This window comes from Natronorubrum sp. A-ect3, from assembly GCF_041821125.1.
GTDB lineage: Archaea > Halobacteriota > Halobacteria > Halobacteriales > Natrialbaceae > Natronorubrum > Natronorubrum bangense.
Map to the genome: position 1 here is coordinate 556,980 of NZ_JBGUBB010000002.1, position 24,965 is coordinate 581,944.

General features: G+C 60.9%; 24 protein-coding genes. 16 read left to right on the top strand and 8 right to left on the bottom strand.

Annotated elements, in window-relative coordinates:
- Positions 1–10: 10 nt before the first annotated feature.
- The gene (locus ACERJA_RS09395; RefSeq protein ID WP_373607937.1) at positions 11–415 is read right to left on the bottom strand and encodes a hypothetical protein; all 405 of its coding nucleotides are present in this window, start codon (positions 413–415) and stop codon (positions 11–13) included.
- 57 nt (positions 416–472) lie between these two features.
- On the bottom strand, positions 473–1,129 hold the full coding sequence (locus ACERJA_RS09400) for a helix-turn-helix domain-containing protein (protein ID WP_373607938.1): 657 nt from the start codon (positions 1,127–1,129) through the stop codon (positions 473–475).
- A 189-nt stretch (positions 1,130–1,318) separates the two neighbouring features.
- On the opposite strand from ACERJA_RS09400, the gene ACERJA_RS09405 reads away from it, so the two are divergent.
- From ACERJA_RS09405 to ACERJA_RS09425, 5 genes are all read left to right on the top strand, one after another.
- Entirely contained in the window at positions 1,319–1,966 is a 648-nt protein-coding gene (locus ACERJA_RS09405) for a helix-turn-helix domain-containing protein (protein WP_373607939.1), read from the top strand.
- Positions 1,967–2,054: 88 nt separating this feature from the next.
- Entirely contained in the window at positions 2,055–2,408 is a 354-nt protein-coding gene (locus tag ACERJA_RS09410; RefSeq protein WP_373607940.1) for a HalOD1 output domain-containing protein, read from the top strand.
- Positions 2,405–2,590 carry a hypothetical protein gene (locus tag ACERJA_RS09415; RefSeq protein WP_373607941.1) on the top strand — a complete coding sequence of 62 codons (186 nt, stop codon included), beginning with the start codon at positions 2,405–2,407 and terminating at the stop codon, positions 2,588–2,590. The genes ACERJA_RS09410 and ACERJA_RS09415 overlap by 4 nt, the downstream gene beginning before the upstream one ends.
- Before the next feature lie 117 nt (positions 2,591–2,707).
- Positions 2,708–3,091 carry a hypothetical protein gene (locus ACERJA_RS09420; protein ID WP_373607942.1) on the top strand — a complete coding sequence of 128 codons (384 nt, stop codon included), beginning with the start codon at positions 2,708–2,710 and terminating at the stop codon, positions 3,089–3,091.
- Between the two features lie 131 nt (positions 3,092–3,222).
- On the top strand, positions 3,223–4,275 hold the full coding sequence (locus ACERJA_RS09425; protein WP_373607943.1) for a DNA methyltransferase: 1,053 nt from the start codon (positions 3,223–3,225) through the stop codon (positions 4,273–4,275).
- A gap of 168 nt (positions 4,276–4,443) precedes the next feature.
- Here ACERJA_RS09425 and ACERJA_RS09430 read toward each other — a convergent pair whose 3' ends face one another.
- Both ACERJA_RS09430 and ACERJA_RS09435 read right to left on the bottom strand, forming a co-directional pair.
- Entirely contained in the window at positions 4,444–5,106 is a 663-nt protein-coding gene (locus tag ACERJA_RS09430) for a TrkA family potassium uptake protein (RefSeq protein WP_373607944.1), read from the bottom strand.
- A 199-nt stretch (positions 5,107–5,305) separates the two neighbouring features.
- Positions 5,306–6,673, bottom strand: a complete 1,368-nt coding sequence (locus ACERJA_RS09435; protein ID WP_373608474.1) for a glycerate kinase — start codon at positions 6,671–6,673, stop codon at positions 5,306–5,308.
- Between the two features lie 228 nt (positions 6,674–6,901).
- Here ACERJA_RS09435 and ACERJA_RS09440 point away from each other — a divergent pair, with 228 nt between their 5' ends.
- Positions 6,902–8,383, top strand: coding sequence for an NCS2 family permease (locus ACERJA_RS09440; RefSeq protein ID WP_373607945.1), 1,482 nt, complete (start codon positions 6,902–6,904; stop codon positions 8,381–8,383).
- A gap of 180 nt (positions 8,384–8,563) precedes the next feature.
- Positions 8,564–8,821, top strand: a complete 258-nt coding sequence (locus ACERJA_RS09445) for a glutaredoxin family protein (protein WP_373607946.1) — start codon at positions 8,564–8,566, stop codon at positions 8,819–8,821.
- A gap of 23 nt (positions 8,822–8,844) precedes the next feature.
- Here the strand turns inward: ACERJA_RS09445 and ACERJA_RS09450 are convergent, their stop codons facing one another.
- Positions 8,845–9,813 carry a transcriptional regulator gene (locus ACERJA_RS09450; protein ID WP_373607947.1) on the bottom strand — a complete coding sequence of 323 codons (969 nt, stop codon included), beginning with the start codon at positions 9,811–9,813 and terminating at the stop codon, positions 8,845–8,847.
- A 181-nt stretch (positions 9,814–9,994) separates the two neighbouring features.
- Here ACERJA_RS09450 and ACERJA_RS09455 point away from each other — a divergent pair, with 181 nt between their 5' ends.
- The 3 genes from ACERJA_RS09455 (at position 9,995) to ACERJA_RS09465 (ending at position 12,985) form a co-directional block, all read left to right on the top strand.
- Positions 9,995–11,287, top strand: a complete 1,293-nt coding sequence (locus tag ACERJA_RS09455) for a DUF1743 domain-containing protein (protein ID WP_373607948.1) — start codon at positions 9,995–9,997, stop codon at positions 11,285–11,287.
- A gap of 85 nt (positions 11,288–11,372) precedes the next feature.
- Positions 11,373–12,581 carry a PQQ-binding-like beta-propeller repeat protein gene (locus tag ACERJA_RS09460; protein ID WP_373607949.1) on the top strand — a complete coding sequence of 403 codons (1,209 nt, stop codon included), beginning with the start codon at positions 11,373–11,375 and terminating at the stop codon, positions 12,579–12,581.
- Positions 12,578–12,985: a hypothetical protein gene (locus ACERJA_RS09465; RefSeq protein ID WP_373607950.1), complete on the top strand. Its 408-nt coding sequence runs from the start codon at positions 12,578–12,580 to the stop codon at positions 12,983–12,985. Before ACERJA_RS09460 ends, ACERJA_RS09465 begins: the two co-directional genes overlap by 4 nt.
- 30 nt (positions 12,986–13,015) lie before the next feature.
- On the opposite strand, the gene ACERJA_RS09470 is transcribed toward ACERJA_RS09465, so the two are convergent.
- On the bottom strand, positions 13,016–13,219 hold the full coding sequence (locus ACERJA_RS09470; protein WP_373607951.1) for a hypothetical protein: 204 nt from the start codon (positions 13,217–13,219) through the stop codon (positions 13,016–13,018).
- Between the two features lie 150 nt (positions 13,220–13,369).
- Between ACERJA_RS09470 and ACERJA_RS09475 the strand changes: the two genes are divergently transcribed.
- From ACERJA_RS09475 to ACERJA_RS09485, 3 genes are all read left to right on the top strand, one after another.
- Positions 13,370–14,479, top strand: coding sequence for an OBG GTPase family GTP-binding protein (locus tag ACERJA_RS09475; RefSeq protein ID WP_373607952.1), 1,110 nt, complete (start codon positions 13,370–13,372; stop codon positions 14,477–14,479).
- A 104-nt stretch (positions 14,480–14,583) separates the two neighbouring features.
- Entirely contained in the window at positions 14,584–16,299 is a 1,716-nt protein-coding gene (locus ACERJA_RS09480; protein WP_006067417.1) for a Na+/H+ antiporter NhaC family protein, read from the top strand.
- Between the two features lie 48 nt (positions 16,300–16,347).
- Complete coding sequence (locus ACERJA_RS09485; RefSeq protein ID WP_373607953.1) at positions 16,348–17,139, top strand: VOC family protein; 792 nt, start codon at positions 16,348–16,350, stop codon at positions 17,137–17,139.
- Positions 17,140–17,236: 97 nt separating this feature from the next.
- Here ACERJA_RS09485 and ACERJA_RS09490 read toward each other — a convergent pair whose 3' ends face one another.
- The gene (locus tag ACERJA_RS09490) at positions 17,237–18,295 is read right to left on the bottom strand and encodes a hypothetical protein (protein ID WP_373607954.1); all 1,059 of its coding nucleotides are present in this window, start codon (positions 18,293–18,295) and stop codon (positions 17,237–17,239) included.
- 508 nt (positions 18,296–18,803) lie between these two features.
- On the opposite strand from ACERJA_RS09490, the gene ACERJA_RS09495 reads away from it, so the two are divergent.
- Entirely contained in the window at positions 18,804–21,119 is a 2,316-nt protein-coding gene (locus ACERJA_RS09495) for a BGTF surface domain-containing protein (RefSeq protein ID WP_373607955.1), read from the top strand.
- A 267-nt stretch (positions 21,120–21,386) separates the two neighbouring features.
- Complete coding sequence (locus tag ACERJA_RS09500; protein ID WP_373607956.1) at positions 21,387–22,958, top strand: HTTM domain-containing protein; 1,572 nt, start codon at positions 21,387–21,389, stop codon at positions 22,956–22,958.
- Between the two features lie 119 nt (positions 22,959–23,077).
- On the opposite strand, the gene grxC is transcribed toward ACERJA_RS09500, so the two are convergent.
- Positions 23,078–24,391, bottom strand: coding sequence for a glutaredoxin 3 (gene grxC / locus ACERJA_RS09505; protein ID WP_373607957.1), 1,314 nt, complete (start codon positions 24,389–24,391; stop codon positions 23,078–23,080).
- A 222-nt stretch (positions 24,392–24,613) separates the two neighbouring features.
- On the opposite strand from grxC, the gene ACERJA_RS09510 reads away from it, so the two are divergent.
- Complete coding sequence (locus tag ACERJA_RS09510; RefSeq protein ID WP_006064233.1) at positions 24,614–24,898, top strand: DUF357 domain-containing protein; 285 nt, start codon at positions 24,614–24,616, stop codon at positions 24,896–24,898.
- The last annotated feature ends 67 nt before the right edge of the window (positions 24,899–24,965 follow it).

Below are 24,965 nucleotides of genomic sequence, written 5' to 3' on the forward strand. Positions count from 1 at the left end.
TGCTACGGACTCACTCACGTGTGACGTACGACTCGATCGTCGTGAGCAGCTCCTGACTCGGTTCACCGGTGGTGTTTCGGACCTGATTCGTTTCGGTATCGTGGACGATCATTCCGCACGCATCCAGTTTTGGGAGATGGATATGATGGAGTGCGGTGCGGACGCGTTGTCGATGTTCGTCGGCCGGCTGGTCTCCGTTTTGAACGTGCTCGGCAACCCGCTCTATAAGCGTCGAAACCGCCATTACTTCCGTATCCGTTTGATCCAGTATTCGAAGGATGGCCCGGCGGTGTTCGTGAGCGACGATCGAGAGGACCACATCGGGAGCGGTCGATCGCTCTCGCTCGGCAGCATTGGTCGTCGCAACGTCTTCAGCGTTCACTTGGTCTGCTCTCGACGTATGTTCCATACCCATACAATACTTCGCTGACCTGGTGTCTTTTTGGCATGGTCCACAATGGAACTGCGTATGTTACACTTCTGGCTCTGGTGGAAATAGTGTGTACGTGGTGAGCGCCACGATTGCACGGCGGAGTCGTTCTGTCACGGCCTGGTCGGAAATCCCGAGTTCGTCCGCGAGCTCTTTGGTTGTACAGCCTCTCGGAATATCGTAGTACCCATTCTGTACGGCGAGCGTAATCGCTTCACGCTGGCGATCGCTCAAGCCATACCACGGGCCGGCATCCGGTTTGGTCGGGTTATACACTCGAGTCACTTCCAACGTGACCTGTGCGTCTTCACAGTGTGTCGTGAACTCGCTGAGGGCGTCGTGATCGGGAAATCGCAGCTCGAACTCCCACTTCTCGGGTGTTCCGATGGCACTCAACAACTGTCCGTTATGCTCGCTGATACCATTGAAAACGTGATCCTGATTCGCGTCCCACTCGAGTGTAAAGAGCGTTCGGTCGTCGAATTCGTCCACCGGCGATGCGTTGCTGACAGTCGGATGCCGTTGGACGGATTCGACGAACGAGTTCCGTGTCGACTTATGAATCCAAAAGAGTGGAACGGTGGCTTCACCGATCGGGACGAGACTTTCGAGTTCGATAGATGTGATCCCCTCGACACGGAGAATCCGTCCGAGTTCGAAGTCAGCAGATGAGATCCGAAATTCTGCAATTACACTCATTACTTGCTCGTGCCAGCTTGATTGGCCATGGCCGTACAAAATGGGGTGGCCTGATACACCATGCTTATACCTAACGAGCAGGCAACTGCTCGCTTTCATGTGGTCTGGTGTCTTGTATCTTGGCTACCGTGACCGGGGCTTGATACACCACCCACGCGGGTTATCCGCCCTCGGGACGAATCAGTCGACATGGCTACCGTGATGGAGTTTACGAGTCCGGCGGACGAGTTCCCACTGGGAACGATCTTCGAAAACCTGCCGGGGGTGACGATCGAACTCGAGCGACTCATCCCACACGAGACGCTGATAATCCCGTATTTCTGGGTCCGCGGCGCGGAGGCCGAGGACATCGAAGCCGCGTTCGAAGCCCACACTGGCGTGGTCAGCATCGACCTTATCGACAGCGTCGAAAACGAGTATCTCATGCGTGCCGAGTGGGAAGAGCAGTACTTCGGCATCCTGAGCGCGCTTGCCCAGTCCAACATCGCCGTTCTCTCCGGGATCGGAACGAAAGACGGGTGGGACTTCGAGGTACGCGGTGAGAGTCGCGAGGCGATCAGCGGGTTTCGGACCAACTGCCAGAACCACGACATTCCGATCGAGATCACCGCCGTCCACGCGTTGCTTCCGATCCAGGGCGACAGCTACGAACTCACTGACACCCAGCGAGAGGCGTTGGTGTTGGCCTACGAACGTGGCTACTTCGATTCACCACGCGAGGTGTCACTCGAGGAGATCGCTGACGAGCTTGGAATTACCCAACAGTCGCTTTCGTCTCGCCTCAAACGCGGCCACCGACGGCTCATTGCCGGGACGCTCACCAGTCAGGAGGCCTGACCGAAACGTCGGGTTGGGTATTAATACCCTCTGTATAAACAGTAGTCCTGCTAAACCGAGTCAGGCCGCTAAACTGATGTAGAATAGCATGACAGCCAGTCTAGCCAGTGTCGAGTTGGAGTCGCTCGAGTACTCTCGAGAGTCAGAAACGTATCGTGCCCGGTACGATCAAGACACGACGTCTACAAGCATCGCCGTCATCGCAGCGATGACGAACATTCTGGATGTTGATCCGCTCGAACTGGACCGACTCTACTACACAATCAACACCGATGCCCTTGACAAACTCGGACGGTGTCGGGGGACGCCGAACGGAGCCGTCGACATCTCGTTTCCGTTCGAAGGATGCACAATAACCGTGTCCGGCGGCGGGGTGGTGGCAATCTCTCCACCGGACTACGAACGAACGGGCGTCCGAGACACAGGAGCCACGAACGAATGACCACCGAAGAGACAGCACTCTCGTCCGAAGCGGAGTTACATGCCGAACTGAAGGCACTCCTTCGTCGGGCCCACGCCAACGGGATCGATGTCGAAGGGGGGTGGGAATGTCGAAACGGTACCGAACACCCGGACTGGGACGTGATCGTTACCGAAGTAGAGAAAAACGGCGAGTCGGAGTGACCTGCACCGAAGACTCAGCTTCAGGGCGTACGGATACGCTCGGTACGTCTGTTTTTGATACGAACCCGAGTACGTAGCGACCATAGCGTTATCCCATTCACGCCCGTATCTTGCGTAATGGGCGATACCAAAAAGGGCCGAAACAAGCAAGCCCGCGACGCAGATGACCGCCAGCGAAAACGAGAGCTCACAGAGGCGCGCGACCGTGCCGACGAAGCTGAACCGCCAGATGACGAACAGGATGACGTGGACGAGGCCCAACAGGAGGACGATGAATCCCTTGATTCGACTCGAGAGTGTCACCGCCGAGGCTGCACTGAGTCGGCGACGTTTGTCGTCGTCGAACGATATCAGGAAGAGACTGGCCACGGCCCTGTCGAAGCAGAGGCACACCTGTGTCGAGACCATACCGCCGAAGAGAGCCCCGTAAATCTCGATGGCGTCTACGACGACTACGTCTTTAGTGTCGAGGCGCTTCCAGCGGCAGACAACGTGGTTTAGGGTCCCCTACGGGCCGATAGTGTCTCCACCAGCTCATTCGATCGTTCCGACGACATTCAAACGACAGTGCGTTGCTCGAGCGACCGAGCCGAGTGCCACGAATTTAAGCCCCCACAGTATCCACTCGACATATGGCAGACGACGGGGACAGACATCGACAGAGTCGCCTGATCACGGACGAAGATGGCGGGTTCGATGCCGAACGCGCTCGCGATGAGTCCCTGCCAGTCGAAGACGGCGAACTGATAGACACCGATGAACTTGCCGATCACCAGCGCTACGTTGAGGATCGAGGGATCTACGACGAACGCAATCGGGTCAACGATCTCACGGGCAGAGAGTGGAAGTATGCGACGAAATCCGTCCTCGCAGAGGGGTATCCACCGGCCGTCCAACACGACCTGCGTAGCGAACACGGCGGTCAGAAACCGCCACGGCTCTGTGCCGAACTGATCGGCCGGTTTAGCAAAGCTGGCGATACCGTTCTCGATCCGTTCGCCGGCGTCGGCGGCACCTTACTCGGCGCGAGTTTCTGCGAACACGAGGGCACCGGGCTCCGGGAGGCAATCGGCTTCGAGCGCAACGAGCGCTGGATCGAGCTCTACGAGACCGTCCTCACACGCGAAAACGACCACCGACGCGCCCGCGGCGAGGCGCCACTCGCCGAACAGGACCTGCGCCACGGCGACTGTGCGGACCTGATCGACGAGATAGCGGACGATTCGGTCGAGTTGCTGCTCACCGACGTCCCGTACTGGCATATGGACGAACTCGAGCAGACGCGAAACGAACGCGAAACACGCGAGAGCAAACTCGGGTCGTTCGATGGAGACGAAACAGCCGCCACCGAGTCAGCGGCGTCTAACGACACGGACAGCGGGACAACACAGACCAAAGCCGAGTGGCTGGCCGATATGGCCGAGAAGTTCGATCGGTTCACTGATGCCGTCGCGCCTGACGGCCATCTGGTCGTCTTTATCGGAGATATGTATCGCGACCAGTCCTACGAGTTTCTCTCAGCCGATCTCGCGCGTGCGATCGAGTCGACTGCACCAGTGACGCTCGCGGCGAATCTGATCTGGTACGACCCCACAAAAGACCTCCACGTCTACGGCTATCCCTTCTCGTTCGTCCCGTCGATGGTCCACCAGAACGTGCTCGTCTTCCGACTCGAGGACGAGTGAAAATAACAGTCTGACCTGCGTCATTCGGGTGTCTGACGCGGTTTTATTGGGACATGGCCCAACGGACTAACTGGCGCGCACTGGCGGAGACCTCCCCATCCCACTCTACTGACCCATCCGCGCGCCACCGATCTCCCCACTCCCACTTTCGCTCCCGCTTTTCACGTCTCAGGCGTTCGCAGGCAGTAGCTTCGCCCGAACGTCGTCCGCTCGAGCAGTTTCAGTGATTACTGCAACCTCGTCACCAGCTGCAAGCTCTGTTCCCGGAAGCGGGATCGTCAGCGACTCGCGTTCGCGACCGTGGGCGTAGATGCGTGCTCCCTCGGGGAGTTCGAGTTCGCTCATCCGTTTGCCGACGGCAGGCGAGCCGTCCTTGATTTCGAGGACGGTCAGTTGCAGGTTCGTTGCGAGATCGGCGACGACGTTGAAATCGCCGCCGAGCATGGCCGTCTTGGCACCTGCAGCCCCGAGCCGCTCGGGATAGATGATCTCGTCGACGTCTTCGGCGTATCGCTCGTAGATTTCCTCGCGATAGTCTTCGTCGATCCGTAAGACCGTGCGACAGCCGTGATGGGTGCCGACCATACAGGCCGCGAAGTTGGCGTTGAGATCGGGCGTGAAGGCACCGATCGCGTCGGCGGTGTCGATCTCTGCATCGACGAGCACCGCTTCGTCGGCGCCGTTGCCATGAATCGTCTCGAACCCATCCTCTCGAGCCCGTTTAACGCGATCGGGATCGTTGTCGACGACGACCGTCTCGTGGCCTTCTTCGGCGACGATGCGTGCCGTTCGCGATCCGACCCGTCCATAACCCACGATGACAAACCTCATGAGACAGCAATACACGCTCCGAAGTGAAATATACTGCGGGCACTCACTGCGTGTGTGACCTGCCAAGACCGTCTCGGAGACGAAACATGCCGACTGACAGCAGGCCGTCTGCTGGCTCGAGCCTCGAGCAGGCCGCTGTACCCTCCTGAAACGGGTCTGACACCCATCGCACAGCCGCCGTTGGGGTGTGTACTGATTTTTAGCGGCGACTGGCCTCGTCAGCAGCGCGCCCGTCGGCAGCGCTTGGCTCCGCAACGACGAGCACGCGCAGGTCGTTCAGATTCGTCCCAGTCGGCCCGGTTTTGACGAGTCCGTTTCGGTCGGCGAGATAGGGAAACACGTCGTTGGCTGCCAGTGCGTCTCGGGCTCGCTCGCTTGCATCGACAGTCCTGTCGTCGACGACACCACCCGCAGCGTCGCTCGGGCCGTCGATTCCGTCGGTGTCGACGGCAGCGACGGTAATTCCGGGCTCGAGATCCAGTGCCGCACTCGTTACGAACTCCTGATTCGGCCCACCCGTTCCGTCTCCGGTGACCGTCACCGTCGTCTCGCCGCCAGAGAGGAGCACGGCCGGCGGTGAAACGGGCACCTCCGTCGCCAGCACCTCCTCTGCGATTGCGACGTGAGTCGTCGCCGCTTCGCGGGCTTCGCCACGCACGCGAGCGGAGAGGATCAGCGGGTCGTATCCGCGTTCGGCGGCGACCTCGCGGGCCGCTTCGAGAACGGTCATCCCATCAGCAACGATGTGGTTTGAGACGCGCTCGAAGGCAGGATCGTCGGGTCCCGGCGTTTCCGGAACCGCGCCGGCGCGGCCGCGCTCGAGACGAGCAGCGACGGTCTCTGGAACGTCGAGGTCGTAGCGGTCGATGACCGAACGGGCGTCCTCGAACGTCGACTCGTCGGGCGCAACGGGGCCGCTTGCGATCACGCTCAGGTCGTTGCCGACGACGTCACTCAGAAGGATGCCGACGACTGTCGCCGGGGCAAGCCGACGGGCGAGCTGGCCGCCTTTCAGCGCTGAGCAGTGTTTGCGGACGGCGTTGATCTCGTGGATGTCGGCCCCGCTCTCGAGTAGCGCGTCAGTGGTTGCCTGTAGATCGGCAAGCGAGAGCTCCCCTGCAGGCGCGGCCATGAGTGCGCTGCCACCGCCGGTGATCGCCGCCAGGACGAGCGTCCGCTCGTCTGCAGTGTCAGCGGCTTCGAGGAGTCGACGTGTTCCCCCAACGCCACGCTCGCTCGGAACCGGGTGGTCGCCCTCACAGACGGTAACGTATTCAGTTTCTGTAGGATCGTCCGTGACGACGACGCCGCGATCGATTCGGTCACCAAGGACGTCCTCGAGTGCCACAGCGACGTGTGCAGCGGCGTTGCCGCCGCCGAGAACGATGATCTCGTCGTATGCGCTACAGTCATAGGTCGCGCCTGCCACGTGGAGCGTCTCCCCCTCGAGTGCGATCGCGTCGTGGATAACCCGTCGTGGATGACCGGCGTCGATCCCCGCCTCGAGACAGGCGAGGGCAACGTCGCGTGCGTCGGTCGTCGCCAGTTGGGCTCGATTCTCGATCATCATACCCGAGCATGTCCCTGAACCCGCTAAAATCAGTGGGTCGAAATCCGTGACGGAGTGACGACTGAGTGCCCAGCCGATCGGTGTGACGAATCGCCTCGAGACGTTCTCTTATGTCGGTTGACAAAATAGGGTTGGGAGAACACAATGCACAAACATGAACATCTTCTCGGCGACCTCGGACGGGAACTTTTAACTAATCGGTCTTACTATGCTCGAACGTCCAATATGGGGGCTTCCGATACAATCGCGGAGTACTTCGGGTTCAACGAATCCGAGACAGACTATCGAACAGAAACGCTTGCGGGGGTAACGACGTTCTTGGCGATGGCCTACATCATCGTCGTCAATCCGGCGATCCTCAGCAGTGCGATCCTCTGGAACCACGAAACCGGCGAGTTCCAGGGTGAGGCGACGATCAACGGGACCGTCTACGGCTCTGGCGAGATCATCCAGATGCTCGCCGTCGCGACGATCCTCGCCTCGGTCGTCGCGACCGTCGTGATGGCGTTGTACGCCAACCGACCGTTCGGGCTGGCGCCCGGCATGGGGTTGAACGCCTTCTTTGCGTTCACGGTCGTCGTTATTCTCGGCGTCCCGTGGCAGGTCGCGCTTGCCGCTGTCTTCGTCGAAGGGATCATCTTCATTGCCCTGACCGCTGTCGGCGCGCGACGGTACATCATCGAACTCTTCCCGGAACCAGTCAAGTTCGCCGTCGGGGCTGGTATCGGTGTCTTCTTGCTCTTTCTCGGACTGCAAGAGATGCAGGTCGTCGTGCCCTACGACGCAACGCTGGTAACGCTTGGAAACGTCCTCGAGAGCCCGGTCGCTGCGCTGTCGCTCGCCGGCCTGTTTCTGACGCTGTTGTTGTACGCCCGTGGCGTTCGTGGCTCGATCATCATCGGGATCGTGACGACAGCCGTCGCTGGCTGGGTGCTGACGCTTGCCGGTGTCGTTGCCCCCGACGTCTTGACGCCGGAGGGATCCTACGACGACGTCACGAACGAGGGGGTCATGTCGATGCTCACCTCGGTCCAGTACGATTTTACCCCGCTGTTCTGGGGCTTCGTCGACGGCCTCGGCATGATTACTGAGGATCCGTTCGTCTTCTTGCTGGTCGTGTTCACGTTCTTCTTCGTTGATTTCTTCGACACCGCCGGCACGCTCATCGGCGTCTCGCAGATCGGTGGCTTCCTCGACGAACACGGCGACCTGCCAGAGGTCGAAAAACCACTGATGGCCGACGCAGTCGGCACTACCGTCGGTGCGATGATCGGTACCTCGACCGTGACGACGTTCATCGAATCCTCGACCGGCCTCGAGGAAGGTGGTCGAACCGGCTTTACGGCGCTGGTCGTCGGTGGCCTGTTCGCACTCTCCTTGCTGATCGTTCCGCTGATGGCCGCGATTCCTCAGTATGCAACGTATCTGGCGCTGGTCGTCGTCGGGATCATCATGCTCCAGGGTGTCACCGACATCGACTGGAACGATCCCGCATGGTCGATCGCCGCCGGGTTGACGATCACGGTCATGCCGCTGACCACTTCGATCGCAAACGGACTCGCTGCCGGGATCATCAGCTATCCGTTAGTCAAAGCCGCGATGGGTGAGACGCGAGACGTCTCGCCGGGTCAGTGGGCGCTTGCGGTCGCGTTCATCGGCTACTTCATCGTCTACTTCTCGGTCGAATCCGGGTCAGTGACGTTCTGAAATCGTCGGCAGACGCACGCACATTTTCGAGATTTTCGCCACGATTGACTTCTAGACACCGTCTCAGACGGAGCTCTGTCAGTCAGGTCCGGCGCAACCGCCGAACGACTCGTGGGCGCGGTACGTAACCCGTCTCAGCCAACCGGTGGCCTCTTGCCGATCAGGCCACTTGCTCGAGATATGGCAGACATCACGCTGTACGATCTCCCTGGCTGTCCGTTCTGTAGGATGGTTCGTTCGAAACTCGACGAACTCGGCCTCGAGTACGACACGATCAACGTTCCTCGTTCACATGCCGCACGAACCGAAGTCCAACAGGTCAGTGGACAGACGGGCGTCCCCGTCATTACCGACGAAGCCCACGGTGTCGAAGGGATGCCTGAGAGCAGCGACATCATCGAATACTTAGAAGAGACGTACGGCGAAAACGGAGCGTAACCGCGAACGACGGTTCGCGAGAGTCAGGCTGCCTCTTCGTACTCCGCGCGTTCGCGGATGACTTTCCGTAACTCCGCGGCGTCGTGGAGATCCTCGAGTTCCTCGCGTTCGACCAGCGCGGTGCCGTCGACTGACTCCTGTTTTGCACGGTCGACGACGTACACCGATCGCGTGTGCGTGACCCGCCCGATCGAACTCATGATCCGAGCGCGCTTTTCGGCCGCTTTCGTGAACTTCGAGTGGCCGGTCAGCACGATGCCTTCGTCGTCGTCTTCGTCCTGGCTGACGGCTTTGAACGGCGAGCGAAGCGTCGGATGAACGCTGTAGCCGGCTCGCGTAAGGACAGCGACGACCTGCTCGTCGTCGGGGTCTGCGTCGGGGTCGTCCGGCGTCGCCTCAGTTTCATGGACCTCGTCGGCACCTTCCAGGACGTCGACGGGGCTCGTCAGCGGCGCATCGAAGAGGTCCTCGAGTTCCATTGCGACTTCGACGGAGGCGTTCATGCCGTCTTCGTACTTCGAGACGGTGCGTCTGGAGACACCAAGCTCGCTCGCGAGTTGACCGAGACTCCACTCTTTGTCCTGTCGTTCGTCGGCGAGCAGGTCGCCGTCGATGTTGACGTAGAGGCCACCGGGTGCGGCATAGATCAGCGGTGGGACGCCTTCGATGAACAGGTTGTACGCCGTGTCGGGGCTGAGGACGGGGACACCGTGTCGGAAGTAGACGACGTCTGGTTTGAGGTCTTCGTCACGACTTCGCAGGCCGATAACCATCGGCGTTGCATTGAGGTAGGTTCCAAGCCGGCGCATCTCGTGGCCGGTTGCCTCGTTGAACGCATCGATGTTGCCGAGTATCTTGACCAGCAGCAGGTCTTCACCGCGTCGAGCCGCGATGTCGAAACTCTTCGGCCGAATCGCACACCGGTCACTGACCACGAACCCCGCGTCCTCTAACATTGCGGTCACGTTGCCGACCAGTGCGGAGCGGGACATACGGGGGTGTAAGTGATTCCTCGTATAAGACGTTTTCCCCGCGGATCTGCTTGCTGTGTCGTGATTCGACACTGTACCGCCAGTATACTTATATACCAGGTCGTCTCCGTCGGAGCCATCATTCCGCAGCGCCGTCTGTCGTCCCGAAAGGGGTTACTCACCGCCGGCCCAACCACCGTCAATGACTGTCGTCGGGATCGACGATACGGATTCCCGCGAGCGCGGGATGTGTACGACCTACGTCGCCGCCCAGATCGCCGAGCGACTGCGCCGTGATGGGGCCGGAGTCGAGCGGCTTCTGCTCGTCCGGCTCAACCCCGCCGTCGAGTACAAAACGCGGGGCAACGCCGCGCTCGCGATCCACACCGACTGCGACCCCGGTCGAGCGTTCGAACTCGCTCGCGAGCGTCTCGAGGAACTCGCCGAAACGGCCGACGAGCGAACGAATCCGGGGCTCGTGGTGACGCCAGCCGAGCCCAACGAGCCGCCCGACGACGTGGCCGAGTTCGCGTGGCGAGCGATTCGCGAGCACCTCACGATCGACGACGCTGCCTCACTGATCGATCGCCACGGCTACCGATCGTGGCACGCGGATGACGGTCGCGGACGGATCGGCGCGCTGGCCGCCATCGGCAGCTGGCGCGCGCTCGCCGACTGGACGTACGAGTATATTTCCTACCGTGACTCCGGACGCTGGGGGACGCCGCGGACGATCGATCACGAGAGCGTCTTCGCCGCAGCCGACTGGGGTCGCCCCGAGGTCTGGGATACGGTCGACCGCGGCGAGGACGACACAGTCTGCGTTCCGCACACACCGGGGCCGATCCTCCACGGGATTCGTGGCGACGATCCCGACGCCGTTCGCGCCGTCGCCGACCGGATCGCAAGCGAGCCCGTCGCCTCGAGCCAGCTGTTCGTGACCAACCAGGGGACAGATGTCCACCTTCAGGGCGGCACGCTCGAGTCGGTCGAAGATGGCCACGCCTACCGCGTCGACGGACGGGTCGCGAGCGAGCCCGAAAACAGGCGCGGCGGCCATGTTTTCGTCGACCTCGAGGCCGAAAGCGGCGACGGGAACGCGAGCGGGCCAGCGCGCCTCGAATGTGCTGCTTTCGAGCCGACCAAACGGTTTCGCGACCGCGTGCGAGCGCTGCGGGTCGGCGACCGACTCACCGTCTGTGGCGAGGTCGCTCGCGGGACGCTCAAACTCGAGAAGTTCGCGGTTCGCGACCTCGTGACGACCGAGCGCGTGACGCCGACCTGTCCCGACTGCGAGCGGCGAATGAAAAGCGCCGGCCGGAACCAGGGGTATCGCTGCCGGGACTGTGGAACCAGTGCAGACGGGAAGGCGACACAGGACCTCGAGCGCGACCTCGAGACTGGTTGGTACGAGGTCCCCCCGTGTGCGCGTAGACATATTGCAAAGCCGTTGGTGCGTGGCGGGTTCGACGCGCCGACACATCCCGAGCGGTAGGGTCGCGAACGCGTTCTCGAGCCCACCAGCGAGGGTGCATGGAGATGACAGAACGACTATCTGTTTGGCACGGGATGGATCGACTATGCGCCCTCCACTGACTCGCCGTCGGCTCCTTGGCGTCGCGGGCGGCTCGTTGCTCGGCGGCTATCTGCTCGGCCCTCGAGCCGGCGGCTCGGACCACGTCGATCCGGCAGTCGACGGCGGCTGGCTGCATCCGCGGGCCGACTCGAGAAACGTCGCATCGACTGCTGATCCCGGCCCCGGCGACGATGGGCGGGTTGAGTGGGAACAGACGCTCGAGGCGCGCCGACGATACGAACACGCCGGGCTCGTGCTCGTCGACGACACACTGCTCGTGCCCACCCACCAATCGTTGCAGGCACTCGACGCCGAAACTGGTACCAAGCGCTGGCAGTACACATACCAGCGGCCGTCAGCAAGGCCCAGCGGGCAGACACAGCTCGATTCGGAGCCACAGGTTCGCGACGGCGTCGTCTATCTGGTGTTTCAGACGGCTGTCTGTGCGCTTGACCTCGAGACACGACGGCTCCGCTGGCGCTATGCTCTCAACAGCAGTGCCAACGGCTGCTGGCTGTTTGGCACCACGCTGTATGTCACTGCCCGCGTCGACAGCGAGTATCGACTCGTCGCGCTCGATGCCGAGACCGGTCTCGAGCGCTGGCGACGGACTGCACGCGACTCGGTGTTGGCTGCCGACAGCGGACTGGTCGTGGTGGCCGACTACGATGCAGGACGCGTGACTGGACTCGCCACCGAGACCGGAGCGGAACGCTGGGTGAGCGACACGGCAGTGTCCGCGTCGTCGCTCAGCCGTGGCGAGGTTGTGCTCGTTGACGATCACGTCTTCGTCATAACCGCGGACGGTGATCTGACAGCGCTCGAGGCAGCAACTGGTGACCGTCGCTGGACGATCTCCGGTAGGACAGCCGGGCACACGGCGATGGATTCACTCGCCGTTGATCCATCGGCTCGTGCAGTCTACTGGTCGCGAACGGACGAGGGAACGATTGCGCGGTTCGATATTGCGGGTGAATCGGTATGGGAGGCAGATCGGAATTCGCTCGAGTTCGGCGTCAGCGTCGGCAGCGAGACAGTCCACGCGTCGACGGCGAACGGACTGCTCGCCCTCGAGGCCGACACCGGGGACGAACAGTTCCGCGTTTCCCCAGTGAGTGTCGAGGACGGCTCGCCTGGGTGTACGCCGTTGATCGCCGGCAACCAGGTCTATCACTGTCTCGGGGAAACGATCTACGAGGTGGGATCGCGATGAGTCAGGCGTCGCGTGTCTCAGTCGGACGGACACTCGAGTTCGCGCTCGCTGCTGGCCCAGCAGTCGCCCCAGCACAACAGCTGCTCACAGCGGGTGCCGAACTGGCTGGTGTGACTCTCTCGTACTGGCTCGCGTTCTTGCTTGTGTTGCTAGTCGGCGTCGTCCTCGCGGCGATGTACGATGGCTCGAGTACGACGGTGTTCGGTGCGGCGATACTGGCGATGGTCCTGTACGTTGCCTTGCAGTGGGTCGTCGGTCTCTGGCAGGTGAACGTGATCTCGCCGCAGTTGATCGTGGCCGACGTGTTCGTCTATCTGGCTGCCGTCTCGAGTGCGATCGTGATCGTCGCCGGATCAAACGGGGACACGGATCCGCCAACACGGACCGTCAAAACAGACACATGAACGGACGAACACAGCAGTCAGGTGTGTGGCTCAGCGAATACAGATTCCACGGCGGGCGAGTGACTCGCTGGCTGCTTTGATTTCAACAGGGCTGCCGATGATCCGGCGCTGGTCTTCGCCTTCGGAGACGATCGATACCGTAAACGCCTCATCGAGTGGCGGCTCGAGTCCCTCGACAGTCTCTCGGTGAAGCACGATCTGGGTGCTATCGCGCAACTGTGCCGCATCTGGCATAGTTCAACATCATTTTTCATGTGGTTTATGCCTGTCGAATCTCTCGAGTGAACGACTGTCCTGTAATGCGAACAATGATAGCGATACACACGCGAATTCGGCGGGTCGCATGGAAAGTGTTTTTCGGCACGGGCGGTTGGATACAGTCAAATGGGGCTCGAGGAGGAGATCGACAAGATCGAAGAAGAAATCGCCAACACGCCCTACAACAAGTCGACAGAGGCCCATATCGGCCGGCTGAAGTCGAAGCTCGCGGAGAAAAAGGAGAAGCTCCAGAATCAGAGTTCGGCTGGTGGCGGAACCGGCTACTCCGTCGAGAAACACGGCGATGCGACTGTTGCACTGGTAGGATTTCCCAGCGTCGGCAAGTCGTCGCTGTTGAACTCGCTGACGAACGCCGAAAGCGAGACTGGGTCCTACGAGTTCACGACGCTTGACGTCAACCCGGGGATGCTCCAGCACCGCGGGGCAAACATCCAGATGCTCGACGTGCCAGGGCTGATCGAGGGCGCAGCGTCGGGGCGTGGTGACGGCCAGCAGGTGCTGGCGGTCGTCCGAAACGCTGACCTGATCGTCTTCGTACTCTCGGTGTTCGAGATCGAGCAGTACGACCGGCTGCAAGAGGAGCTGTACGACATCAACATCCGCGTCGACCGTGAGCCACCACGGGTAACGGTGCGACCGAAGATCAAAGACGGCATCAAGATCACCTCGAGCACCGAGCAGGACTTAGACGAGAAGACGATTTCGGACGTCCTCCGCGACCAGGGCTACGTCAACGCCGACCTCAACCTGCAAGAGAACGTCGACATCGACCGGCTGGTCGACGGCCTGATGGAAAACCGAGAGTATATCCCGTCGATCACGTGTGTCAACAAGGTCGATCTGATCGAACCCGACTACAAAGAACAGGTCGACGAGCAGCTCCGTGAACGTGATCTCGACCCCGAGGAAGTGACGTTTATCAGCGCCGAGGAGGAGAAAGGACTCGATGTCCTCAAAGACCGTATCTGGGAGAACCTCGGCCTCATCCGCGTCTACATGGAGAAACCCGGCCGCGGCGTCGACTGGGAAGAACCGCTTGTCGTCGAAGGCGGAACAACCGTCGGCGAAGCCATCGAAAAACTCGGCGGCGAGATGGAAGAGCGGTTCCGTTTTGCCCGTGTCACCGGCCCCAGCGCGACCCACGACGAACAACAGGTCGGGAAAGACCACGTCCTCGAGGACGAAGACGTGCTCAAGCTGATTTTGCGTCGCTAACGCGTCTCTGAGACGGCCAGCGCGCGTTTCGTACAGCGACCTGTGCGTGATCGCTCACGTCTTGAATGATCAGGATTATCCCGATGCTCGATGAGTAACCGGGTATGTCGGAATTTGGGGCACTGTCACTCGTTCCACCGTTGCTCGCGATCGTCCTCGCGATCGTGACGCGCCGGCCAATGCTCTCGCTGTTTCTCGGGATCTGGTCGGGTGGTATCATTGCGACTGGCGGTATTGGTATCGGACGAACGTTCGAGTGGATCACCGAGTCGATCGGGGACGTGTTTCACGCGAACATTCTGGTGTTTACCCTGCTTCTTGGCTCTGGCGTCGCCCTGATCTGGCGACTCGGCGGCGCGACCGCCGTCCGCAACTGGGCGACCGAACGGCTCGAGACCCAGCGCAACACCGGGCTGGCGACGTGGATACTGGGTATGGCGCTGTTCTTCGATGACTACGCCAACACGGCCATCGTCGGCTCCACGATGCGTGAGATCTCCGATCAGATGCGGATGTCCCGCGAGAAGCTGTCCTACATCGTCGACTCGACGGCTGCACCCGTGGCGACGATCGGGCTCTCGAGTTGGGTCGCGTTTCAGCTGTCGATGATCGACGAGGGGTACACGAGCCTCGTCGAGAGCGAGGCCCACGACGTGGCCGCGGCCGACACACCGGGTGTGTTCGAAACGTTCGTCAGCTCGATCCCGTTCAACACCTACTCGCTGCTCGCGATCGTGATGGTCGGACTCATCGTCATCTCGCGGCGCGATTACGGTGAAATGCTCACCGCCGAACACCGCTCCTGGCAGACTGGAAAGGTCAACCGCGACGAGGCACAGCCGCTGCAGGAAGTCGAAAAGGATCTCGGCGCACCGATCGATGACCGACCAATGCTGCGGACCTTCTTCGCACCGATCATCGTGTTGATCGCCGTGACGCTTTCGGGTGCGTTCTGGACTGGGTACCAAGACTGGCTCGCAGAACAGGCCGAGGAAGGCGCGACAACGTCGCTCGAGACTGCTATGGGCGACGACGGTGTCGTCCAAGTGCTCGTCGACGTCGTCGGCGCTGGCGACTTCGCGGCTGCGCTCGTCTGGGGATCGTTCGCGATGGTGGTGGCCGCCATCGCCATCGGGATCGGCTACGATCTCTTCGATATCGGGGACGGCATCGAAACCGTTCTCGAGGGATTCAACCTCATGCTGACCGCCGTGACGGTGTTGGTGCTGGCGTGGTCGATCAGTGCAGTTGCCGATGATCTCGGGACGGGGACCTACGTCGCCGGCGTCGCAGAAGGCGTCGTCTCGCCCGCCGTGCTTCCGATCGTCGTGCTGTTCGTTGCCGCGTTCGTCGCCTTCACCATGGGGTCGTCGTGGGCAACGATGGGGATCGTGACGCCGATCGCGATCACCGTCGCCTACGACCTCACGGGGACGTTCGAACTCATGCCAGTGATGGTCGGCGCGGTGTTCTCGGGTGCGATCTTCGGCGACCACACGTCACCGATCTCCGACACCTCCGTGCTCTCGTCGACGTTTACGGGAGCCGACCTCATCGATCACATCCGCACGCAGCTGTACTACGCCGGGACCGTCATGCTCGTGGTCCTCGTCTGCTACGTGCTGTATGGGTTCCTCGGCGTCTCGCCGCTTTTCTTCCTCCCGCTGGGCGTTGCCCTGCTGGTCGGGCTCGTCTACAGCTTCTCCGAACTCGACGCCCTCCGCAAAGGCGTCGATCCCAAGGCCTCGACAGTGACACGAGACACCGACAGCCAGCAGCCGGCGACAGATTCCAGTTCGTCCCCGGGCGAGTTCGAGTAAGCCGCCGTCTCCGCCACGTTTTTGCCGCTTGCAGGAGTGATTTCGCGTATGGACGGAACGCTCGATCACACCATGCTTCGCGTCGCAGACCTCGAGGAATCGCTCGACTGGTACCAGACCCACCTCGAGTACGAAGAGAAAGACCGCTACGAGGGTGACGGCTTCACCATCGTCTATCTCGGTCCCGAAGACATGCACGAAGACGGGGCGTTGCTCGAGTTGACCCACAACGAGGGCGAGGACGACCTCGCGGTCGGCGACGCCTGGGGACACGTTGCGGTTCGGGTCCCCGAAGGCGAACTCGAGGCCCACTACGAACAGCTGATGGACGAGGGCGTCGAGGACTACCGCGATCCCGAGAGCTGTGGCGGCCGCTATGCGTTCGTCACAGACCCCGACGGCCACGAGATCGAGATCGTCCAGCGCGACCAGGGTGCGCTGTGGTCGCTCGACCACACCATGATCCGCGTCGAAGACGCCGACGAGGCGCTTGGCTACTGGGTCCGGAAGTTCGAGTACGACGAAGTCGGCCGCTGGGAGTCGGACACCTTCGCGAACTACTTCGTCGAGCCCACGGACGCCGCCGACGAAGCGATGTCACTCGAGTTGACGTATAATTACGACGGGCGCACGTACGAACAGGGCGACGCCTGGGGCCACCTCTGCGTTCGCGTCGACGACCTGCAGGACGATTGGGAGCAGTTGCTCGAGCGTGAAGCACCCGACTACCGCGACCCGGAGAGCAACGACAACATGTACGCCTTCACGAAAGACCAGGACGGCCACGAGATCGAACTCATCGAGCGCGACCCCGAGGCCGACTCGTTGTTCCCGTTCTGAGCTGGCGCGTGTCGTCGGCTGTGCCAGCAGTTCGGTCGGCAGTTCGCGCCGACCTCCACTCAGTTTTGCTCCGTTCGCGCTGCGGCCGTTCGGTCAGTTATCCTTCGAGGACGGCAGTGCCGTCCCAGAACGCCGAGACGGACACTCGATCGTCATCGACGTCGAACGTGACGTCGTCGGCCGAGGTCCCCATGCGGTCCTCGAGTGTGGATTTGGTGTCGTCGTCAACCGACTGCTCGAACGTCATCGCAACCTCGGCGCTGACGTCGTCGTCGATCGTGAGCGAACTGACGAGTCCGGTCACATCCTCGAGTTCGTCTTCGGCAACCTCGTCCTCGCCGACCTCGTCGTCTGCCTCCTCGAGGTCACCACTCATGCCGAAGGCGATCTGGCCGTGGCCAGCGGTCTCGAGAAGCCAGCCGACGTTCTCGAGGGTGTCCGTCGCCCCGTCTGCATCACCGGCGTTGACAGCGAGTGGCTGTGTGACAGCGTCGACGGCATCGATGTCGCCGTCGGCGGTCGCGAACACGATCGCGTCCTCGCTGACGGCGATCGTCGGCGACATCCCGTCCTCGGTTGGCTCGTACAGCTCGAAGCCGTGGAGCTCGTCGGTTCGTTCGTAGACTGCCTGCATCGAAAACTGGTCGTCAGGCTCGTGAGTGAGCGTCTCGTCGATCTCCTCGGTGTCGATCTCGCCGGCCAGCACGTAGCTCTCGTTGACGACGAGCAGTTCGTCGATCGACGTCTCGAACTCGGTCTCCGCCGTGCCCTCGGCGTCGATCTCCACGACGCCGTCGAGTCCAGTGCCCAACAGCCCGAACCCTACGCCCATACCGACGATGAGCGAGCCGACCGCGGCCATCTCGAGCATGAGATCGTCTTCGCCGGTGAGTTCGCCGTCGCCCTCACCGAACGGCGCTTCGGTCTCGTCGAACGACGGCACGTCCTCGAGGGCGGCCTGGTCGAGGTAGGCGAACATGAGTTCGTCGTCGCTGGCAGCCAGCCATCGCTCGTAGCTCGGGTACGATGGGCTGTCGTCGTCGTCACTGCCGTTGGCGTCGTCGTCATCGTCACCAAGACAGCCAGCCAGGCCAGCGGTCGAAGCAGCGGCGGTCAGTCCAGTCAGCTGCAACAGTCTGCGTCGGTTCGCGTTCATACACACACGTGTCGTGATGATACTAAACTTGTTCTGGTTAGTGACTGTCACCGATCGATGGCTGTTCGTGACGGCCCCAGCGAGCATCAGTCGCCTTGAGTGACAGTCAGCTTGCGTTGGTTTCGACGCTGTTAGTAACACTCTAAGCGACTGTCTCGGTCGGCGTTATGCCCCGCAACGGCAAGGAGACGCGCTCTCGCTCGAGAATGCACTCATTTCGGCCGTTTTTGGCGCTGCTTTCACCCCATAACACTCCCTTGCGAACATATCTCATGATACGTTATCAATTCGAGCAAACAGCTTCGAACCCGACGTAGTCATGCGTTCTCGAGTCGATCTCTCGGAGAAATGAACTACTGGAATATCCAGAAAGCTTATTACGCGATGCTTTATACGTTTGGATACCCCTACCCGGTGCGAGTCAGTGCGGGTTCCCGCATTGATACCACGCTCGCACTCCGACCGAATCGTGCGACGACTAACACAACACGAAATACAAGACAACTTAATGACAAACGAAACTTCATATCGCGAAAAGGGACGCGCACTGTTCCTGGCCGCGCTTATGGTTATGTCGGTTGTTGCGATGTCCGCAGCGTTTGCGGGCGGCGCAGCGGCGGCAACTCAGGATAAGAATGACATCGACGGCCAGCTTTACTTCGCTGGCGAGACGTTCGAAGTCGATGGGTTCGACGATAATGAACAGGTCCAGCTTCGATCTGGAGACAATGACTCCAGCAGCTTCGAAGAGAACCTCCGTGCAAACGACACTGGCGTTGTTACTGTCGACACTGAGGACCTCGACGGAGAATACATCCTTCGTTCCTCGGACGGAACCAACTACGGTCCATTCGAAGTGACCGTCCAGAACGTTGAGTTCGAGTTCGAAAACGATGAGATCGCATCCGGTGACGAGACCACGCTTAACTTCGTGGACGACAACCGCGGTGCAGATGTCTCCGTCCTGATCGACGCTGACGACGACCTTGACGAAGAGGAGCTTGAAGGAATCTTCGCTGGCGCGTCTGCCTACGATGGTGACGACGACGTCGACCAGGTCCAAGTTGACGACGTCGCCGAAGATGACGAAATCGACGCTGACTTCGAGGACATCGACGCTGGTAACTACACGTTCACCGTGAACGTCTACGACACCACCGCCAGCGACGAAGCTCAGATCGAAGTCGGTGACGAGGTCGACGCTGACGCCCAGTTCGATCAGAGCACCTACGAACAGAACGTCGGTGACGTTGCCGAGTTCACTGTCGAACACGACTCGACTGACGACGTGTACGTCAACGTGACTGACGAAGACGAGTTCTACACCGCTACCCTCTACATCGACGACATCGAAGACGAGGATAACGTGACGGTTGAGTTCAACTCGTACAAAGCTGGTCACGGTGACGATGCCTTCGATGTTGACGAGGGCGACCTCACTGTTGTGGACCAGACCAACATCGATAGTGAATTCAACCTCGTTGCAGGCGACTACGAGCTTGAAGCATACGTTGAGGATCCCCAGGATGGCGCTGACGAAGTCGACGCCGCAGTCCTGCTCCTGAACGACCGCTCGACCGGCGACATGAACACGTGGGTCGCACCTGGCGACCTCGACCTCGATGACGTCGACCTCGACGCGATCGAGGAATCCGCCACCGAGCGAGACTACGTCGCAGAAGGCGACCACCTGATCACCCAGGTCGAAGCGTCCGGTATCTACGGCTACGCGTTCGACGACGGTAACTGGGACGACGGTGAAGGTCTCGAATTCAACTTCAACGACACCGAACAGCCACGCTACGGTGATGCAGACAGCTTCACCCTCGGCGAACTTGACGATGAAGACTACACCATCGTCGTTGACGAAGACGCAAACACGTTCTTCGTTGTCGTTGATATCGACGAAGTCGATGTGGATGACGTCGGACTCAACGGTGACGAGACGTGGGACGCTGAATTCGTTGTGAACGAGGACAACCCGTACGTTGATGAGGACGACGAAGAAGTCGCTGACGCACAGTTCGATGTCGAAGAGCGTGACCTCGAACTTGTCGGCGAGTACGACGACGACGACCGTTTCCTCGTTGAGAACAGCGCAAACGCTGAGCTCACCGCAGAAACGAACGTTGCACCCGGCACGGAAGGCGACTTCCGACTGCGTGCAACCTCCGAAATCTACACGGACGACGCTGAAGTCGACGCTGACGGAATGATCTCCAGCACCTTCGACCTCAGCAGCCACGAAGCCGGTGACGAACTCCGCACCGTCCGCGCATCCGTCGCAGACACGGACCCTGCAGAGACTGAGGGCGTCTTCATCGACGCTGAAGAGGAGCCTGAAGAAGATGCAGAAGGTCTCGAGTGGGACGTTGACGTCGACCCAGCAGAGCCTGTTGAAGGCGACGACGTTGACGTGACGGTCTCCGCCGAGAACGTCGGCGAGGAGATGGAGAACGCCTCCTACGAGTTCTACTTCGCTGGTGACCTCCTGCTCGACGGCGACGTCGAACTCGAGGGTGAAGAGTCCGAATCGTGGACCGACACTGTCGAAGACGCTGAAGCCGGCGACTACGAGTGGGAGCTCAAGGTCGACGGTGACGTCGAACTCGAAGATACGCTGACCGTCGCTGAAGAGGACGAGCCAACTGACGACGACGCTGACGCTGACGCCGGCGACGCTGACGCCGACGCCGACGCTGACGCTGACGACGACGGCGAAGCTGACGACGGCGAAGACGACGGTACGCCCGGCTTCGGCGTTGCTGTCGCTGTTGTCGCACTCCTCGCAGCCGCAATGCTGGCACTCCGCCGCCAGAACTAAGCTGTAACCAACTACCGGATTTCATCCGGCTCTTGCCGCATTTCGACTTTTTTGGGACCCTACCGCACCCAGACCACGTCACTCGAGTAGCGACAGCGCTCGAGGCCTGTGCGTCTCTCGCCGGCTGCACAGTCGCCAGCACAACGGCGTGGCGCTCCCGGTGGCCACAGCGTCCCACCACCGAGCGAACGCTGAAAGCGGCATTTGACCGAACACCAAGCTTATGCCAATCTGCTCGAGAGTCGCGATAGACAACAATTCACGAGCATGTCACAAGACGCATTCAGTCTCGCCACGCTCCGAAACCGGCTCGACAGCAGTCTCGACTGGGTCGGGCGTGCAACGCGACGCCGATTCGCGATCGATCCCCGTGCGCTGGCGGCGTTTCGAATCTCACTTGGGGTACTACTTCTCGTCGACCTCTTGCGACGAGCACGGATGCTCGAGGCGTTCTACACCGACGCTGGCGTGTTGCCACGGGAGGCCCTCTTTGCCGACTACTCGTCGGTCTACTCCTTGCACGCCCTGTCCGGCGAGCCGTGGGTTCAGGGACTCCTGTTTCTCATCGCCGGCGGGTTCGCCCTCGCATTGGTCTGTGGCTATCACACACGCGTTGCAGCGCTCGTCTCGTGGCTCCTGTTGATCTCGCTGCATATCCGCAATCCAATGCTCCTCAACGCTGGCGACATCCTGTTACGGATGTTGTTGTTCTGGGGACTGTTCCTGCCACTCGGCGCTCGGTGGTCGATCGACGCCCGCCGACTCGAGTCGACTCGAGACCGATCACAGTCGACGCTGGCCACCGTTGGGACGATGGCCGTGCTGTTGCAGATACTGTTGATGTACGTGGTCAACGCCATCCACAAAACCCGGAGTGAGATGTGGATGAACGGCGAGGCGGTGCTTCATATCTTCGAAGCCGATCATCTGACGATTCTGCTCGGAAACACACTCGCAGGAAACTCGCTGCTGTTAGAGGGGTTCACCTACGCCTGGATGGTGCTCATCCTTCTCTCACCGCTGCTGATTCTGCTCACTGGCATCCCTCGAGCCGTGTTCACGACGTGTTTCGTTGGGATGCATCTGGGAATGCTCGTCACACTGCGGATCGACCTGTTTCCCGTGATCGTTGTGGCGGGTCTGCTGCTGTTCTACCCGCCTGTCGTCTGGGACTGGGTCACGACACTGGCAACGCGTCTCGGGTTCGCTGCACCGCTTCGCCGTGGGCTCGATAGACTCGAGACAGCACTCCCCGGGACAGGGATTAGCGACGTGCGCTCTGAGACCGAGGAGACATCCGTGCGTTCGGCAATCCTCTCGCGTGGGCGTGTGCTCTTTGGGACGGTGGTCCCCTGGCTCATCCTCGTGTTAGTCGTGCTCTCGGGTGCCGAAGCCGTCGATTATACAGAAGTTCCGGACGCTGGTAACGAGGTTCTGGATACGATCCAGTCCAGCCAGAGCTGGCAGATGTTCGCACCGAATCCAACCTCGACTGCCCAGTGGCTCGTCGTCCCTGGAGAGTTGGCAGATGGCTCGACGGTCGACGCACTGCACGAATCCGAGGTCGACTGGGATCGACCACCAAACGTCGATGAGACCTACGAGACCTCTCGAGAACGAAAATACATCTCGAACATGCGCTATGCCGGCAACGAGAACCATCGCTCGTATTTCGCCAACTACCTCTGTGAACGCTGGAACAGCGAACACGAGACTGAACTCGAGAGCGTCACTGTCTACGGCATGTCGGACCGGTCGGGGCCGTACGACGACGATCCAGACGTTGTGGAGTTTACGCTGCTCGAGTACGACTGCTCGGGCGAGTTCATCCAGAACTAGGCTGTCGGATTAACCGTCGAATGTTATCCGTTGGAACACCGACCCTGCCGTCTACTTCTGGTCCAAAGTAACCGTCTACTCACAGACAGCCGGAGTCGATCGTCGGTAAGAGCGCGCCCTCAGTCGTCTGCTGCAGCCGTCTCAGCCTCACCCGTCGCTTCTGCGCGCTCGAGATTCTCGAGATACTCATCAGCGTCTAAGGCAGCCTTCGAGCCCATACCGGCCGCGGTGACCGCCTGCTGGTAGTGGAAGTCGACGACGTCGCCAGCGCCGAAGATGCCGGGGACGTGGGTTTCGGTCTGGCCGCCACCGTCGCCGCCTGTGGTCTCGAGGTAGCCCTCGTCGTCGGTCACGACGCCGGTGCCCTCGAGGTAGTCGGTGTTGGGGGTGTGACCGATCGCGAAGAAGACGGCACCGACGTCGAACTCGAACGCCTCGGTCTCGGGGTCATCGAGGCGGTCGGTCGGGTGGCCCTTGTCGTTGCGGACGAGAGTGACGTGGTCGATGCCCTCCTCACGGGTGCCGTGGAGTTCGGTGACCTCCGTGTTTTTCATGATCTCGATCTCGCCGTCCTCGACCTTCTCGTGGACGCGGTCGATCCAGTAGTCCTCCGCGCGGAACTCCTCGCGGCGGTGGGCGATGTAGACGGTATCGGCGAACTTGGTGAGGAAGGTTGCTTCTTCCATGGCGGCGTCGCCACCGCCGACGACGAGCATGTCCTCGTCGCGGAAAAAGGCGCCGTCACAGGTCGCACACGTCGAGAGGCCGTAGCCCATGAGTTCGTCCTCGCCAGGGATGCCAAGCGTGCGGGCGCTCGCGCCGGAGGCGGCGATGAATGCGTCCGTGGTGTAGACGTCGCCGTTGGTCAGTTCGACGCGGAACGGCTTGCTCGAGGCATCGACGGTTTCGATAATACCGTTTTTGAGCTCGGCACCAAACTGCGTGGCCTGTGCTTTCATGTTGTTTACGAGTTCGGGGCCGCTGATCCCCTCGGGAAAGCCAGGATAGTTCGCGACGTCGGTCGTCAGGGTGAGCTGGCCGCCGGGCTCGTCGCCTTCGATGACCAGCGGCTCGTTGTTCGATCGGCCGGCGTAGATCGCGGCGGTGAGGCCGGCGATCCCGGTGCCGGCGATGATGAGGGTTCGGTGTTCGACGATATCGTCGCTCTCGAGGCCGAGCTTGTCGTCCAACTCGCCCGTCTCGTTGAGGGCGCTGGTGTCGTCCCAGCCGCCGATGAGTTCGTCGTCGATGAATACTTGGGGAGCTGTCTTGCGGCCGTTGGCGCGGTCGATCATCTCCTCGAAGCGCTCCTCGTCGCCCGTGACGTTGTAGGTCTCGTATTCGATGCCTTTCGCGTCGAAGAGGTCCGTGGCCTTGACACAGTACGGACAGTTCTCCTTGGTATAAATCTCGACTCGAGGCTGGTCGCTCATGCCCAACAGTTGGGAAACTGGGCCTAAACGCCTTGCGTTCTCAGCAATCGCCTGTTCGAACTATAGTAGCCACTGACCGTCAGTGCGTACCCGATCGCACGACAGCTGTGCGGTCGGTGTGCAAACCGTTTCAGTTGTTACGATATTATGCCAAACGGAGACGTTCGGAGTCCACTCGCCGGACGACGACGCACTTACAGTGTCGACGGCCGACCATCGACTATGGCTGCGGATCTCGAGGAGAAGACGGACCGGTACGGTGAACTGCTCGCAGAGGCACTCGAGGCGGCATCAGTCGCTCCACCCACGGGGACCCCGATGGCCGAGGCAGCAGACGAGTGTTACGAGATGGCGTCGTCGTATCTCGAGGATGGAACCCACTTCCGCGAGGAAGGCGACCTCGTCAACGCACTGGCGTCGTTCTCGTACGGTCATGCATGGCTCGATGCGGGGGCACGCGTGGGGCTGTTCGATGTGCCAACGGAGGGACATCTGTTTACCGTCTGAACGCCTCCACCTGGCAATACTGTGCCATTAAAATCGTGTTTTGAATGCTGAATAGATCGCTCGAGGT

Excerpts from the sequence above, each read along its gene's own strand:
- ACERJA_RS09395 (WP_373607937.1), bottom strand. The coding sequence starts at position 415 with ATGGGTATGGAACATACGTCGAGAGCAGACCAAGTGAACGCTGAAGAC.
- ACERJA_RS09400 (WP_373607938.1), bottom strand. The coding sequence starts at position 1,129 with ATGAGTGTAATTGCAGAATTTCGGATCTCATCTGCTGACTTCGAACTC.
- ACERJA_RS09405 (WP_373607939.1), top strand. The coding sequence starts at position 1,319 with ATGGCTACCGTGATGGAGTTTACGAGTCCGGCGGACGAGTTCCCACTG.
- ACERJA_RS09410 (WP_373607940.1), top strand. The coding sequence starts at position 2,055 with ATGACAGCCAGTCTAGCCAGTGTCGAGTTGGAGTCGCTCGAGTACTCT.
- ACERJA_RS09415 (WP_373607941.1), top strand. The coding sequence starts at position 2,405 with ATGACCACCGAAGAGACAGCACTCTCGTCCGAAGCGGAGTTACATGCC.
- ACERJA_RS09420 (WP_373607942.1), top strand. The coding sequence starts at position 2,708 with ATGGGCGATACCAAAAAGGGCCGAAACAAGCAAGCCCGCGACGCAGAT.
- ACERJA_RS09425 (WP_373607943.1), top strand. The coding sequence starts at position 3,223 with ATGGCAGACGACGGGGACAGACATCGACAGAGTCGCCTGATCACGGAC.
- ACERJA_RS09430 (WP_373607944.1), bottom strand. The coding sequence starts at position 5,106 with ATGAGGTTTGTCATCGTGGGTTATGGACGGGTCGGATCGCGAACGGCA.
- ACERJA_RS09435 (WP_373608474.1), bottom strand. The coding sequence starts at position 6,673 with ATGATCGAGAATCGAGCCCAACTGGCGACGACCGACGCACGCGACGTT.
- ACERJA_RS09440 (WP_373607945.1), top strand. The coding sequence starts at position 6,902 with ATGGGGGCTTCCGATACAATCGCGGAGTACTTCGGGTTCAACGAATCC.
- ACERJA_RS09445 (WP_373607946.1), top strand. The coding sequence starts at position 8,564 with ATGGCAGACATCACGCTGTACGATCTCCCTGGCTGTCCGTTCTGTAGG.
- ACERJA_RS09450 (WP_373607947.1), bottom strand. The coding sequence starts at position 9,813 with ATGTCCCGCTCCGCACTGGTCGGCAACGTGACCGCAATGTTAGAGGAC.
- ACERJA_RS09455 (WP_373607948.1), top strand. The coding sequence starts at position 9,995 with ATGACTGTCGTCGGGATCGACGATACGGATTCCCGCGAGCGCGGGATG.
- ACERJA_RS09460 (WP_373607949.1), top strand. The coding sequence starts at position 11,373 with ATGCGCCCTCCACTGACTCGCCGTCGGCTCCTTGGCGTCGCGGGCGGC.
- ACERJA_RS09465 (WP_373607950.1), top strand. The coding sequence starts at position 12,578 with ATGAGTCAGGCGTCGCGTGTCTCAGTCGGACGGACACTCGAGTTCGCG.
- ACERJA_RS09470 (WP_373607951.1), bottom strand. The coding sequence starts at position 13,219 with ATGCCAGATGCGGCACAGTTGCGCGATAGCACCCAGATCGTGCTTCAC.
- ACERJA_RS09475 (WP_373607952.1), top strand. The coding sequence starts at position 13,370 with ATGGGGCTCGAGGAGGAGATCGACAAGATCGAAGAAGAAATCGCCAAC.
- ACERJA_RS09480 (WP_006067417.1), top strand. The coding sequence starts at position 14,584 with ATGTCGGAATTTGGGGCACTGTCACTCGTTCCACCGTTGCTCGCGATC.
- ACERJA_RS09485 (WP_373607953.1), top strand. The coding sequence starts at position 16,348 with ATGGACGGAACGCTCGATCACACCATGCTTCGCGTCGCAGACCTCGAG.
- ACERJA_RS09490 (WP_373607954.1), bottom strand. The coding sequence starts at position 18,295 with ATGAACGCGAACCGACGCAGACTGTTGCAGCTGACTGGACTGACCGCC.
- ACERJA_RS09495 (WP_373607955.1), top strand. The coding sequence starts at position 18,804 with ATGACAAACGAAACTTCATATCGCGAAAAGGGACGCGCACTGTTCCTG.
- ACERJA_RS09500 (WP_373607956.1), top strand. The coding sequence starts at position 21,387 with ATGTCACAAGACGCATTCAGTCTCGCCACGCTCCGAAACCGGCTCGAC.
- grxC (WP_373607957.1), bottom strand. The coding sequence starts at position 24,391 with ATGAGCGACCAGCCTCGAGTCGAGATTTATACCAAGGAGAACTGTCCG.
- ACERJA_RS09510 (WP_006064233.1), top strand. The coding sequence starts at position 24,614 with ATGGCTGCGGATCTCGAGGAGAAGACGGACCGGTACGGTGAACTGCTC.